The organism is Arthrobacter sp. L77 (assembly GCF_000816565.1).
Classification (GTDB): domain Bacteria; phylum Actinomycetota; class Actinomycetes; order Actinomycetales; family Micrococcaceae; genus Arthrobacter_D; species Arthrobacter_D antioxidans.
Genome location: NZ_JWSU01000001.1, coordinates 270,750 through 282,946, shown reverse-complemented (window position 1 = coordinate 282,946; position 12,197 = coordinate 270,750). Strand labels below are relative to the sequence as shown.

Here is a 12,197-nt window from a genome sequence, read left to right as displayed (position 1 = left end):
ATCGGCCCGCAGCCCGGGCGCGGGACCAGATCGAGCGCGAGAACGACGATGGGGAGGGAACCGGAGTGATCCGGTTCCCTCCCCTCGTCTGTGGGACGAGGCGTCAGACCTGGGCGCTCAGGCCGACCGCCGCGGCGGCGATGGAGTACGCCTGCTGCTCCGCGCGCTGATGGCCCGCGACCCCATGCCGAGGGCCAATGCTCCGTAGGCCTTGCCGTGCGCGATCTCGAAGCGGTTGTTCGACGCGCCGTCCTGGCGGGCAGCGGCGATGACGTGACCACCGGCATCGAGCACGACGACGGTCAGCGGCTCGAGGCCGTGCTGCCGGCCCGCCTCCATCAGGGGGCGCCCCGAGGTGTGACACTTCCGATGACTCCCGCGGCCGAGCGCGGGAACAGATCGAGCGCGAGAACGACGAGGGGGAGGGAACCGGAGTGATCCGGTTCCCTCCCCCTCGTCTGTGGGACGAGGCGTCAGACCTGGGCGCTCAGGCCGGCCGCCTCGATCGCCGTCGACGCCGCAGTCTCGTCGTTGTCGGAACTGTCACCGCTGATACCGACGGCACCCAGGATGGTGCCTCCGTCGTCGCGGACCAGGACGCCACCGGGGACCGGGATGAGCCGACCTCCCAGGGTGGCACTCGCGGCCGCGATGAAGTACGCCTGCTGCTCCGCGCGCTCCATGATGGCCCGCGACCCCATGCCGAGGGCCAATGCTCCGTACGCCTTGCCGTGCGCGATCTCGAAGCGGTTGTTCGACGCGCCGTCCTGGCGGGCAGCGGCGATGACGTGACCACCGGCGTCGAGCACGACGACGGTCAGCGGCTTGAAGCCGTGCTGCCGGCCCGCGTCCAGGGCGTCGGCGATGATCGATTGGGCGGTTGTCAGTGTCAGGGTCATGATGCGGTCCTTGTCATGGTGTCGGTGTGCTTGTGCAGGGAGCGTCGCCGATGCAGGATCGGCTCGGTGTACCCCGACGGCTGGGCCGCGCCCTCGAGAACGAGTTCGCGGGCTGCGAGGAACGCTTCGGTATCGAAGGCCGGGGACATCGGCGTGTAGGTGGGATCGGCTGCGTTCTGCTCGTCGACCACCGCCGCCATCCGGCGCAGGGATGCCTCCACCTCGTCCTCGGTCACGACGCCGTGCAGGAGCCAGTTGGCGATGTGCTGCGAACTGATCCGGCAGGTGGCGCGGTCCTCCATCAGCGCCGTGCCATGGAGGTCGGGCACCTTGGAACACCCGACGCCGTCGTTGACCCACCGCACGATGTAGCCGAGCGTGCTCTGGATGTTGTTGTCCAGCTCGTTGCGGCGGTCCTCCGCGCTCCAGCTTCCCGGATCACCGACCGGGATAGTGAGGAGTTGCCGCAGCGTCGAGCGGCGCTCCCCTGCCAGCTCCGCCTGCCGGGCGTCCACATCGATCTGGTGGTAGTGCATCACGTGCAGGGTCGCAGCCGTGGGCGAGGGGACCCAGGCGCAGTCCGCTCCGGCGAGAGGATGGCCGACCTTCTGCACCAGCATGTCGGCCATGTTGTCCGGAGCCGCCCACATGCCCTTCCCGATCTGGGCCCGCCCTTTGAGTCCGCACTCGAGCCCGATGTCGACGTTGGCGTCCTCGTAGGCCTTGATCCAGCTGGAATTGCGCATTTCGGCCTTGCGGACCATGGGGCCGGCAAGCATCGAGGTGTGGATCTCATCGCCGGTACGGTCCAGGAATCCGGTGTTGATGAACGCGACGCGGTCCCTGGCCTCCCAGATGCATGCCTTCAGGTTGGCGGAGGTGCGGCGCTCCTCGTCCATGATGCCGATCTTCAGGGTGAGCGGTTCAAGACCCAGCACGTCCTCGGTCCCTGCCAACAGGGCGCAAGCGACGGCGACCTCGGCCGGCCCGTGCATCTTGGGCTTCACGATGTATACCGATCCCGCCCGTGAGTTGTGCCCGGCATGTGCGCCCCGCAGGTCGTGCACGGAGCCGAGGCCGGTGAAGAGGGCATCGAGGATTTCCTCGGGCACCGGATCGCCGGCAGCATCGAGCACGGCGTCACTGGTCATCAGGTGGCCCACCTGGCGGATGAGAAGCAGCGAACGGCCCGGAAGGGTCATTTCGGAACCGTCGGTCGCCGTGTAGAGGCGGTCGGGGTTGAGCCGCCGGGTGTAGCTGCCCGTACCCGTGGCGATCTGAGCGGTCAGTGTCCCCTGCATCAGCTGCAGCCAGTTGCGATAACCCGACACCTTGTCTTCGGCGTCGACAGCTGCCACGGAGTCCTCGAGGTCCATGATGGTGGTGATCGCGGACTCCAGCACGATGTCCTTCACCCCGGCAGGGTCACCGGAGCCGATGGTGTGGCCACGGTCGATCTGGATCTCCACGTGCAATCCGTGGTGCACGAGCAGCACCGACTCGGGCGCGTCCGGTGCTCCCCGGTGGCCGGTGAACTGCCCCGGCTCGGCCAGCGCCGTCGGACCGCCCGGCGTCTCCGCGACCAGAGCCCGGTCGGCTATCCGGTAGGCGGTGACATCGGCGTGGGACCCACCCATCAGTGGGAAGTGCTGATCCAGGAACTCCCGGCCGCGTGCGACGACGGCGGCACCCCGGACGGGGTTGTAGCCGCGCGTCTTCTCGCGGCCCTCGTCCTCGTCGATAGCGTCGGTGCCGTACAGCGCATCGTAGAGCGAGCCCCATCGGGCGTTCGCGGCATTGGCGGCGAACCGGGCGTTCAGTAGCGGGACCACCAGCTGGGGGCCCGAGACCGTCGCGATCTCCGGGTCGACGCGATCGGTCGCGATGCTGAAGTCCCCGGGCTCGTCGACCAGATAGCCGATCGAGCGCAGGAATTCCTCGTAGGCGTCCTGATCCAGGGGTGTGGCGCCGGCCGAGCGGTGGTACTCGTCGATCTGCTGCTGCATCCGGTCCCGGGTGGCCAGCAGTTCCTGCACCCGTGGCGAGAACTCCGTGATGAGGGCGGCGGCGCCCGTCCAGAACGCCTCGGCCTCAAGCCTCGTACCGGGTAGGGCTTCGTCCCGGACGAAGGCATAGAGCTCCTCGGCGACACTGAGCCCGTTGGTCTCCACGTACTTCGGCATACTGCCCACCCTCTTACTTTCTCATTATGCGGAAAATAAATACCAACATGTAGAATTTAGTCAGCGCAATCCGGGCTGTCAATGTTGGTGCCGGCCGCCAGCCCGATCATGTGCCACGCGGACAGGGCCGAAGCGGCAGCGACCGCACCAGGATGATCACCGCCAGCACGATCAGGGTGATCCGCGCACGATCGGCGAGAGCAGCCTATCGGCGGCGTGCGCCGGGGAACCGTACTACCCATGACGCCGGCAGCACAGACCGACGCCATGTCGGGGTGACGCCAGCACTGGGTCGCACCCCAGTCGATCGGCGCATGGGGCTCTTCGTCGAGACGTTCTGCAAGTTCCGGGGTGCCATGGTCGGCGCGCCTGCGCGGTGCATCGACTCCCCTGACTAGGTTGGGCGGATGGAGAATGACAGCCGGACGGAACCACCTGCGGCTGCCGGAGAGCGGGAGACACTGACAGGCTTCCTGGATTACTTCCGGGCCACCGTAGTGATGAAGGCCAGCGGCCTCGGCGATGCCGACGGCGCCAAGCGGCTCGTGCCCTCGCTGACAACGGTGTCCGGGTTGGTACAACACCTGACAGATGTCGAGCGGTTCTGGTTCCAGGACCGCATCGACGGGCGGCAAGGCGTGCCGACCCGATGGTCCGCCGAGGATCCCGACGGCGAGTTCCGGGTGAGTGAACAGGACAGCCTGGCGGGCATCATCGAGAACTACGAGGCCGCCTGCCGTCAGTCCCGCGACGTGCTGGAGCGGTATGGCATGGAGGAGCGTTGCCGCGGTGGCGACGGCGGGCAGAGTGTGCGGTGGGTTCTGGTGCACATGATCGAGGAAACGGGGAGGCACTGCGGCCACCTGGATATCCTGCGTGAGCTGCTGGACGGATCCATCGGCGATTAGGCACGGAATCTCCGGGTCCACCCGCAACGCTTTGTATGCGTTGTCGTCGCGGGTGAAGAGCCGCACGCACGCGTCATGGCTGACGGATCATTCCACCGGCCGATAGTCCTGCGCGGACGGTAGGTTGCCGCGCATATTCTTCATCACGACTCGCGAATACCAGCCGATGTCGAACTCGTACTCGGAACCGACCGCGAACGAGGAAGCAATTTCCTCCTGATTGTCGGAGCTCACCCCCTGATCGATGATGACCGGGCCACAGTCGGAGGTTTGAACCAGGACCTCGGAGGTCGACACCGAACCCCGGGACCCACCAGACGCCGTTCTGGGCTCCGCTGACACAATCTCACACCGCACCGTTTCGACGGCAAGCGTATCCAAATAGGGGCTCGACACCAGGAAAAGGAACGCGACGAACATGAAGAGTGCACCGATGTTCCACCACCGCCTGGATCTCAGTCGGCGTTCCCTGCTCGCCGGATTCCCGGTGGGCCTTGGGTCCTTCATCTGCCGTCCTTGTCTGTGACTGCCATCTGCTCGCGTGCAAGCCGATCGAGAATGCGGATGAACCGCCTGTGAAGCCTTGAGCTATGGCGTTCGATGGCTCCTGTTCAGGCGCTTCGCCTGGCTGTTGTCGGGTGCATTCCACCGAATCCATGCTTTCACCGACTCTATCGGCAGCCTCGGCCGTCACGAGCGCGGAAATCGTTCCTCGAGATCGATCAGGGTGGATCGCTGGGTAGCGACGCCGCGTATCAGCTGACGCGAGGATCGCGCTCCGTCCAGAGCGTGCGCTGCAGCCCGGCATCCGACACGCGCCAACGCCGAAGCACCAACCGATCCGTTTCCAGCACGACCACGCCTGCACCACTACGCGCCCGGTCCATGGCGATGATTATGCCGGACCCCGCACTTCTCCCGATGGAACTGCCCGCCCAGGGATCATCACCGGGGCTGATTCTCCTGGTGCTGTTGCTGGTTAGCCGAAGGCTGCCAGGCCGACGAAGGCCATGACGGCGGTGATCAAGCCGATGAGTGTCAGGACTCCGAGCGTTTGCTCGGTTGCTGTGATGGTCCGCCAGTTCTTCAGTTGGTGGGACAGGGCGTACAGCACCCCGGGTAGAAGGAAGAACACGGCGATGACGGCTACAAAAGCCAAGGGATCTACCTCCTGCTAGGTGTGCTGCCTGGGTGGTGGAGTGCAGGTTGTCAGCTCGGCGGTGTCACAGGTCATGGCCTGCCTCCTGCGCCGGTGAGAGGGGTATGCCGTCGGTGTACTCGATGTACAGGTTCGGGGACAGGCGTGTCTGCCGGGTGAGTTGTTCTTCGGTGGGCTCGATGTTGGCGCTGACGAGCCAGATCCTCGTGTTCGTCGACGCCGAGGTGATCTGCAGGGGCGAGCTGTCGAAGTTGGCCAGGGGGGTACAGGCGACTTCCCACGGGGACATGGCTGCTGCCGGGTCGGGTGGTTCGGGCGGGTACGCGATGACCAGGCACATCATGCCGTCGTTGCTCTCGGCGGCGTAGTAGTTGTAGCCGCGCTCGGTCCCGACGAGACGGGACGTGCTGACGACCAGTCCTGGAGGGCCATCCATATCGCCCTGACGCAGGTCTTCGGGCAGCAGGTCCTGGGGCTGTTGGGGTCGTGCCATGGCGGGGATGAAGTCGGCGCCCGTGGTGCTCGCGGGCTGGAAGGGCCCCGAGGCCAGGAGCCCCGCGGTCGCTGCCAGGCCGGCCCCGCCGATGATCCAGGGGGCATGCCGATGCCTGCCGGTCGCAGGCCGGCCCGGCTGGTCCGGCTGGTCCGGCTGTTCCGGCTGGTCCGTGGCATGGTCCTGGTGCTGAGGCAGGACTGTGGTGGGTTGCAGGTCGGAGGCCGGGAGGGTGCCGAGCTGCCGGCGCAGGGCTGCGCTGCGGGCGGGGTCGAAGGTGGTGGTCATCAGTGAGTTCCTTCAGTCGCCGGCCGCGCACCGACTGGTCCCAGGACCGGCAGCAGGACGCCGAGACGGGTCTTGGCACGGGAGAGTCGGGATTTGATCGTCCCTTCGGGCACGTCCAGGACGGCCGCGGCCTGTCGGGCCGTCATCTCCTCGAGCACGCACAGGGTCAGGATGTCCCGGTCGAGGGGGCGCAGCGTCGCCAGTGCCCGGCGGACGTCCGCAGCGCGACGCTCCCTCGTGTCGTCGTGGACGAAGACGTCAGCGATATCGTCGACCGGTTCCGGTGCGGGCAGGCGTGCGAGGAGGCTCCGATGCCGGCGTTCATGGCGCGCCTGATTCCGTGCCACGTAGTTCGTCGTCACCAGCAGCCAGGGAAGGACCGACCCGTCGACGACCCGGACGAACACCCGCTTCCGCCAGGCTTCGTAGAACACCATCGCCGTGATGTCCTCAGCGACGTGGGAGAGCTGGAACTTCCGACCCGCGTGCCGGAACACCGCATCACGATGCCGGTCGAAGATCAGCGTGAACGCATCACCGTCGCCGGCGACCACCTGCCGCCACAACGCGTCATCATCCGGTCCTGAAATCCCGCCCATACCCCATCATGTCCGGCTCACAGCGAATGGTTCCATCAAAACACCCCCGAAACGTGCCGCACGGGCCCGAATTCATCGACCGGACGGACCCACTACGTGGCCCGGCGCCCCTGATCGTCGTTTCTTGGATGTTCTCCGCCCCGAATGGCTCGCGGGTGTCTGCCCTCGGCAGCCAGCGAACCCGGGGGGCTGACCAAGGAGTGCGGCTCCAGGACCTCACCCAGGATGAGGATGCCGGCCAGTTCACCGGGGTGTTGAAGGCCCCGGAATCCGCTGTTGTTCAGCGACGTGAGACGGTAGCGCCGACCGAATTGGTGAGGTCTGACTGTGGCAGGTTGTAGTGGCCCCAGCAGGACGGGCCACTCGAACCTGTCACAGTCACCGGGAGACATCAGTGCTCGTCGTCACCCGCCTACGCGTGCCCATGCCTTTCAGGCAGTGACATTCGCTCGTGCGCGGCCTGACGACCGATCAACAGCCAGAAGCTGCCTCCGACCACGATGACACCGAGACTGAGTGAGGGCCACAGGTAATAGGCGACCGCGAACATGACCTCCTCGGCATCGGAACCCTCGGACGAGCCGAGATTGCTCTGGACAACGGCAAGAGCGCACCAGGCAACAACCGCCGTGCCCAGCAGCCACGCATACCCGCGCCATATCCCCAGCGAAGATCTACGCCACAGCAGGACGAAGCCGATCACGAGTACACCGAGCGGAAGCGCGGAGAACCCCACGATCAGCCAGGCAAGTTGAGTAGAACTCATACCCATCACCCTAGCCAGGCGCCTGTCCACAGCTGCAGGACGCCCGCAAGCCGATGGCATACGACCCAGGGAGTCTTCCTGGGCGTTCGAGAGGATGACTTCCCAGGCCAACGATGACGGAAATGCATGTACGGAGAACCATGGAACGATGACCTGAAGCCGTCCGTTCCGGAAAGGAACTATGGGCGCATTGCCGCGGTTCTTGCTCCGCTGTACAGGGTCTGGGACCCCGATTGCCGCCGAGGATCCCCGGCGAACTGCAGCATCGGGTGGTGGTTCACAGCGCCTACTCGCGGTTGAGTCCTCTCGCCCGCGCCTCGGCCTGCTGCTCGCGACCGAGCTCGACCAGGCGGTCGTCATCGGTCTTGTTGCCCTTGAACTCGATGGCGGCGCCCTCCACCTCGTCGACGACGGCCTTCGCTGCCTCTGTCGGGCTCAGCGAAGCCTTCTGCTTCGGCAACTCCCGGACGACGGCGATGCCCCCATGATCGCTACCCTCGGCGTTGCCGCGAACCGCCCCTTCGTCGTCGCCCTCCGCCGGTGCGCCGCTCGCATGCCGGACGCAGAGACCAGCAACCTCCCGGGCGTGGGCGTGCATCACCGAGTGCGCCGCCCCTTCGACCTCGACGACGTCGACGGCACGGGAGAACGCACCGCTCAGCTGCGCTACCCACGGGCGCGGGCACACGGCGTCGTGCTCACCGCGGATGACGAGCGTCGACGCGCGCACGCCGGCCGCCGTCCGTTCGATCGGATAGGACATCATGCGTGGCAGGATCTTGAAGAACCACCCGAATCCGCACGTCAGGTAGGCGACGACGGCGAGGAGCTGCACGCGGAAGGGCTCCTGGAGGCCGGCGCGCAGGAACCGCAGGGCCTGTACCGGCACGATGCGGGCCGAGGCGTCGATGACCGGGCTGATGAGTACGAGGGTGGTGAGTTCGGGCCGTGCGGCGGCGAGTTCGGTGCAGATCTGCGTGCCCATCGAGTGCCCCACGATCACGGGATCCTCGAGCCCGAGGTCGTCGATGGTCTTGCCGACCATCTCCGCGAACTGGCTGATCGACAGGGCATGGCGCGCGTGCGGCACGCCACCGAAGCCGGGCAGGTCGAGGGCATGCACGGGGCCGAACTGCACGAGGTGCGGGGCGAGCTGCTCGAAGTAGTGCGAGGAGACCCCGATGCCCGCGACGAGGAGGAACGGCCTCTCCCCGATCTCCCCGACGGAACTGACACGCGCCCAGACGCCGTCACCCTGGATCCGTCGCACGATGATGTCCGGGCCCGGCTCCAATTCTCCACTTTTGGTCACGCCCCATTCTCATACCGGACAGCAGAAAAGATTCATTCGGGCGGTCGATGCGCCCTCCACCGAAGGAACACGGCAGAAGCGCTCTACGCTCCGCCGCTTTCCCCCACACGCCCGGACAGCACGAACCCTCGTACCTCGCCGAGCAACTCCTCGTCGGTCATGCGAGCTTCGGCGTCAGAAGTGTGCCCTCCCGAGCCGACCGTGAACTTACCGACGGTGAACACGTAGGTCCTCTCCGCCGGCCCATTGAGCCACGCGATGTCGTAGCTGAGGGCTCCGCTCGGCTGTCTTCTCTCACTGATTCGGAACAGCTCACCTTCAACGGTGACCTCGAACGGCTTCATCCGGTGAGTGTAGTTTCGCTTCAGCGAGATGTACCGGTAAGGAATTCCCGCATCACTCGCTTCTCCATGCTCCTGACAGCAGCAACGGACTCGACCATCGGCAGGTCGGCAGCTACACCAGGGCTGCAACCATCACCGAGAGAATTGCGAGCAGTCCGACGACGACCGCGAGCGCGTTCCAGGTGGAGACAACCTCACGTGAGGAAATGAATCCGGCGCCTCGGGCGTCCTTCCAGGCGGCGACGATGGCGTCACGTCCAGTCTGCGTCCCCGGTCCGCTGATGATGCGGTCGTTGCTCGGAAGCATGCTGAACGGACGACTCTCGAAGGTGACTGCGCAAACCGTTGATCACCTCGAACCCGGAGCCGTCGATGCGTGGGCACGGCCGCCATTGGGATGCGTAGACCAGCCCCGACAGCAGGACCAGCCAGGGTGCAGCGTGTATCGCGGCGTCGAGATCTGCGGCAGGCATGGACCCGAGCCGCTGCCCCACTGACCCTTGACCGGGACCCGGTTCGATGTCTGCAAGGGTCCCCCTCCGTGCCCGGGCGCCGCCCGGATGAGAGAAACCTATCCCAAGGATCGCCCTGTGCCCGTGTTCGTTCGGTGGCCCGTCGGAGAACCGGTCATCCACTCCCCCGCGCTGACTCACCGGCCCCTACCTCCGCCGGGACGGGAGAAGTACTTCAGCGCGGAGTCGACGGTGGCGTCAGGCACGTCGTGGTCTTCCGGATTCGATCCGCAAGGACTCCCACCGTCAGGACCGCCTCGATCCTGTTTCGGCCACCGATGCCCCGACCTCACACCGGACTTCCGACGTTCTCGCCTATGATGAGCCCTCACACGGGGAAATGATGAGCAACGTGGCGATCTTCAGAAGCAGCACAGACTTCCTCCAGGCACACCTTGTCAATCTGCTCTGCGCATGTGCGCTGGCGTCCTTGGCGTTGACCCCCTCACTGGTGCCACGGCCCACGGTGTTCCAGGGGTTCCTGGCCGGGCTCTGGTTCATGGTCGGCTTCCAGGCCGGCTTCGCACTCCGCGTGCCGTGGCGAAGGATGGCTGCAGCGTTCGCACGGACACAGCCGGAGACCGAGCGCCGGGACGCTCAGCACCGCAGGAGGGCACTTGCTCCGCTCATCGTCGGCCTGGCATTGCCGGCCTATGTCATCGGCTACGGCATGCTGGTTGTCTCCTGGCAGAACCGCGTCCGTGAACTGGTGGAAATGCCACCGATCGATGGTGTGGGGCACACCGCGTTCCTTGTGAGCATGCTTGCCACTATGGGAGTGCTCTATGGGGTCTCCCGGGGAATCGGGGCTCTGCGGAACAGGGTTGCCAAACGCGTCCTTGCGGCCGGTGGATCGGTGAGCGCGACGCGTCGGGCCTCCCTGGCTACCGGACTGGTGTCCACAGTCATCCTGGTCGGCGGACTCGCCGGTGCAGGGTTGGCTGCGGTCGGCGCGATCTACGCGGCCCGTGATGCCGATACCCTCGCAGGGAGCGTGCAGCCAGTTGTTGCGACCAGGTCGGGCTCGGCTGAATCTGCCATGGAGTGGGACCAGCTGGGCCGCCAGGGGCGCGCCTTCGCCGGTGGCGGACCAAGCGCGGGCACCATCGGCCGGGTCACCGGAGGTCCTGCCATGGAACCGGTTCGCGTCTACGCCGGCCTTTCCTCAGGCCACGATGCCACGGCACGGGCGGAACTTGTCGTCCGGGAACTCGAGCGCACCGGTGGGTTCGAGCGTGACGTGCTGCTCGTTGCCACGCCCACAGGCTCCGGGTGGCTCGAACCGCAGGCCATCGCGGCTCTGGAGTATCTTTACGGAGGTGACACCGCAACGGCGGCAATGCAGTATTCGTTTCAGCCGAGTTGGGTCTCTTTCCTGTTCAGCCCGAAACTGGCGGCGGAATCCAGCGAAGCGCTCTTCGACGCGGTATACACGCGCTGGGAGGAATTGCCCGCTCAGCGGCGTCCGCAATTGGCTGTCTATGGGCTGAGCCTCGGAGCGAAGGGCATGCAGGGCAGCTTCGAGAACCTTGACGACCTGCTGGCACGCACCGATGCTGCGCTGTTCACCGGGCCGCCGTCGAATTCCCAGCCGTGGCGCACACTGCAGGACGACCGTGACGCCGGGAGCCCCATCTGGCAGCCGATCTACCAGGAGGGCCGTGAGGTGCGCTGGCAATCCAAGCCCGGAGACTTTGTGGAGTTGGGCGGCACGTGGGAACAGCCACGGCTGGGTTATTTGCAACACGCCACCGATCCCATCACCTGGCTGGATCCAGCGCTCATCTACCAGCGCCCGGAGTGGCTGGCCGGACCGGCCGGCTCCGGGGGACGAGGCGCCGACGTCAGTGATTCGATGCGCTGGATCCCGGCAGTGACATTCCTGCACCTGACCACCGACATGCTGGTCAGCGAGGCAGTCCCGCCCAGCCACGGGCACAACTTCGGCGATGTGGCAGTTGACGGCTGGGCGCAGGTACTACCGGGGCATGGACGCAGTGATGCGCAATTGGCCTCGATCCAGTCGGTCATTGAGAAGATCGATACGCATGATCCCATCTGGGAGTGACAGCACACGACGGCAAACCCCACGGAATGCTTCGAGTTCGTGGTCGGGATCGAAGTTGCCCATGATGAAGGCCAACACGTCGTCACCGTCGACCACGACTCGTGGCCAGGCCGTAGGTGCGCGGTCACTTGCGGTCCTGATCGGCAGACAGGCACGGCCGCCCGGTCGATCGGATCGCGGACAGCGGGTGCGTGATCAGGAACCGGCGCCGAGTGCAGCTGTGATTGCCTTGAGGTGCCCGGTCAGGCGATCCGTGTCGGTGGCCGACATCGTGTCGGTGAGTGCGAGGACACGCTGGCCGGCAGGTCGGTAGTGCTGACCCAGTACCTGCCATACCTTCGGCGTCAGTGTCACCAGTTTCACCCTGCGATCCACCGGTGACGGCGCGCGAACGACCAGACCCGCGGCAGCCAGTCGGTCGACGATCGTGGTCACCGCCGCGCGGGTGACGTGCAGGTGATGAGCGAGGTCGACCTGCGAGCTCGACCCTCCCTCCAGCCGGTTGAGGAGCCGAAGTTCGGTGCGTGATGTCCCCAAGTGCTCGGCCACCAGCGCGTCATGCGCGTCGAAGGCCGCCGCGAGTTCCCTGCAGGCCAGAAGCAAAGGATGCTGAGTGTCAAAGTCCATTTGCTCGAGTATATTACAGTCAAATTCATTGACGACTTT

General features: G+C 65.9%; 14 protein-coding genes. 2 read left to right on the top strand and 12 right to left on the bottom strand.

Annotated features, from left to right (window positions below):
• Window positions 1-117: 117 nt before the first annotated feature.
• The 3 genes from RY94_RS01405 to RY94_RS01395 all read right to left on the bottom strand — a co-directional run bounded on the left by RY94_RS01405 (window position 118) and on the right by RY94_RS01395 (window position 3,082).
• Window positions 118-339 (bottom strand): GlcG/HbpS family heme-binding protein, encoded by a 222-nt coding sequence (locus RY94_RS01405; protein WP_197060560.1) that lies wholly within the window; start codon window positions 337-339, stop codon window positions 118-120.
• Between the two features lie 134 nt (window positions 340-473).
• On the bottom strand, window positions 474-899 hold the full coding sequence (locus RY94_RS01400) for a GlcG/HbpS family heme-binding protein (RefSeq protein WP_043440797.1): 426 nt from the start codon (window positions 897-899) through the stop codon (window positions 474-476).
• Window positions 896-3,082, bottom strand: coding sequence for a malate synthase G (locus RY94_RS01395; protein WP_043440796.1), 2,187 nt, complete (start codon window positions 3,080-3,082; stop codon window positions 896-898). Before RY94_RS01395 ends, RY94_RS01400 begins: the two co-directional genes overlap by 4 nt.
• A gap of 407 nt (window positions 3,083-3,489) precedes the next feature.
• Here RY94_RS01395 and RY94_RS01390 point away from each other — a divergent pair, with 407 nt between their 5' ends.
• Window positions 3,490-3,990, top strand: coding sequence for a DinB family protein (locus RY94_RS01390; RefSeq protein ID WP_043440794.1), 501 nt, complete (start codon window positions 3,490-3,492; stop codon window positions 3,988-3,990).
• 87 nt (window positions 3,991-4,077) lie between these two features.
• On the opposite strand, the gene RY94_RS01385 is transcribed toward RY94_RS01390, so the two are convergent.
• From RY94_RS01385 to RY94_RS01350, 8 genes are all read right to left on the bottom strand, one after another.
• A complete protein-coding gene (locus RY94_RS01385) occupies window positions 4,078-4,410 on the bottom strand; it encodes a hypothetical protein (RefSeq protein WP_043440791.1) in 333 nt (110 codons plus the stop codon).
• Between the two features lie 559 nt (window positions 4,411-4,969).
• A complete protein-coding gene (locus RY94_RS01380) occupies window positions 4,970-5,149 on the bottom strand; it encodes a hypothetical protein (RefSeq protein WP_043440789.1) in 180 nt (59 codons plus the stop codon).
• A gap of 64 nt (window positions 5,150-5,213) precedes the next feature.
• The gene (locus RY94_RS01375) at window positions 5,214-5,930 is read right to left on the bottom strand and encodes a hypothetical protein (RefSeq protein ID WP_043440787.1); all 717 of its coding nucleotides are present in this window, start codon (window positions 5,928-5,930) and stop codon (window positions 5,214-5,216) included.
• Window positions 5,930-6,529, bottom strand: a complete 600-nt coding sequence (locus RY94_RS01370; RefSeq protein ID WP_052273804.1) for an RNA polymerase sigma factor — start codon at window positions 6,527-6,529, stop codon at window positions 5,930-5,932. Before RY94_RS01370 ends, RY94_RS01375 begins: the two co-directional genes overlap by 1 nt.
• Before the next feature lie 412 nt (window positions 6,530-6,941).
• Complete coding sequence (locus RY94_RS01365; protein WP_156134966.1) at window positions 6,942-7,295, bottom strand: hypothetical protein; 354 nt, start codon at window positions 7,293-7,295, stop codon at window positions 6,942-6,944.
• 286 nt (window positions 7,296-7,581) lie between these two features.
• Window positions 7,582-8,607 carry an alpha/beta fold hydrolase gene (locus tag RY94_RS01360; protein WP_082045968.1) on the bottom strand — a complete coding sequence of 342 codons (1,026 nt, stop codon included), beginning with the start codon at window positions 8,605-8,607 and terminating at the stop codon, window positions 7,582-7,584.
• Window positions 8,608-8,690: 83 nt separating this feature from the next.
• On the bottom strand, window positions 8,691-8,951 hold the full coding sequence (locus RY94_RS01355; RefSeq protein ID WP_043440782.1) for a hypothetical protein: 261 nt from the start codon (window positions 8,949-8,951) through the stop codon (window positions 8,691-8,693).
• Window positions 8,952-9,063: 112 nt separating this feature from the next.
• Window positions 9,064-9,258, bottom strand: a complete 195-nt coding sequence (locus RY94_RS01350) for a hypothetical protein (protein ID WP_043440779.1) — start codon at window positions 9,256-9,258, stop codon at window positions 9,064-9,066.
• A 545-nt stretch (window positions 9,259-9,803) separates the two neighbouring features.
• Between RY94_RS01350 and RY94_RS01345 the strand changes: the two genes are divergently transcribed.
• On the top strand, window positions 9,804-11,531 hold the full coding sequence (locus RY94_RS01345; RefSeq protein WP_052273802.1) for an alpha/beta hydrolase: 1,728 nt from the start codon (window positions 9,804-9,806) through the stop codon (window positions 11,529-11,531).
• 195 nt (window positions 11,532-11,726) lie between these two features.
• On the opposite strand, the gene RY94_RS16540 is transcribed toward RY94_RS01345, so the two are convergent.
• Entirely contained in the window at window positions 11,727-12,158 is a 432-nt protein-coding gene (locus RY94_RS16540) for a MarR family winged helix-turn-helix transcriptional regulator (protein WP_197060559.1), read from the bottom strand.
• Window positions 12,159-12,197 lie beyond the last annotated feature (39 nt).

What these genes read in the sequence shown, in the direction of transcription:
- RY94_RS01345 (WP_052273802.1), top strand. Translation starts at nt 9,804, where the DNA reads ATGATGAGCAACGTGGCGATCTTCAGAAGCAGCACAGACTTCCTCCAG.
- RY94_RS01375 (WP_043440787.1), bottom strand. Translation starts at nt 5,930, where the DNA reads ATGACCACCACCTTCGACCCCGCCCGCAGCGCAGCCCTGCGCCGGCAG.
- RY94_RS01355 (WP_043440782.1), bottom strand. Translation starts at nt 8,951, where the DNA reads ATGAAGCCGTTCGAGGTCACCGTTGAAGGTGAGCTGTTCCGAATCAGT.
- RY94_RS01385 (WP_043440791.1), bottom strand. Translation starts at nt 4,410, where the DNA reads ATGTTCGTCGCGTTCCTTTTCCTGGTGTCGAGCCCCTATTTGGATACG.
- RY94_RS01405 (WP_197060560.1), bottom strand. Translation starts at nt 339, where the DNA reads ATGGAGGCGGGCCGGCAGCACGGCCTCGAGCCGCTGACCGTCGTCGTG.
- RY94_RS01400 (WP_043440797.1), bottom strand. Translation starts at nt 899, where the DNA reads ATGACCCTGACACTGACAACCGCCCAATCGATCATCGCCGACGCCCTG.
- RY94_RS01390 (WP_043440794.1), top strand. Translation starts at nt 3,490, where the DNA reads ATGGAGAATGACAGCCGGACGGAACCACCTGCGGCTGCCGGAGAGCGG.
- RY94_RS01365 (WP_156134966.1), bottom strand. Translation starts at nt 7,295, where the DNA reads ATGAGTTCTACTCAACTTGCCTGGCTGATCGTGGGGTTCTCCGCGCTT.
- RY94_RS01370 (WP_052273804.1), bottom strand. Translation starts at nt 6,529, where the DNA reads ATGGGCGGGATTTCAGGACCGGATGATGACGCGTTGTGGCGGCAGGTG.
- RY94_RS01395 (WP_043440796.1), bottom strand. Translation starts at nt 3,082, where the DNA reads ATGCCGAAGTACGTGGAGACCAACGGGCTCAGTGTCGCCGAGGAGCTC.
- RY94_RS16540 (WP_197060559.1), bottom strand. Translation starts at nt 12,158, where the DNA reads ATGGACTTTGACACTCAGCATCCTTTGCTTCTGGCCTGCAGGGAACTC.
- RY94_RS01350 (WP_043440779.1), bottom strand. Translation starts at nt 9,258, where the DNA reads ATGCTTCCGAGCAACGACCGCATCATCAGCGGACCGGGGACGCAGACT.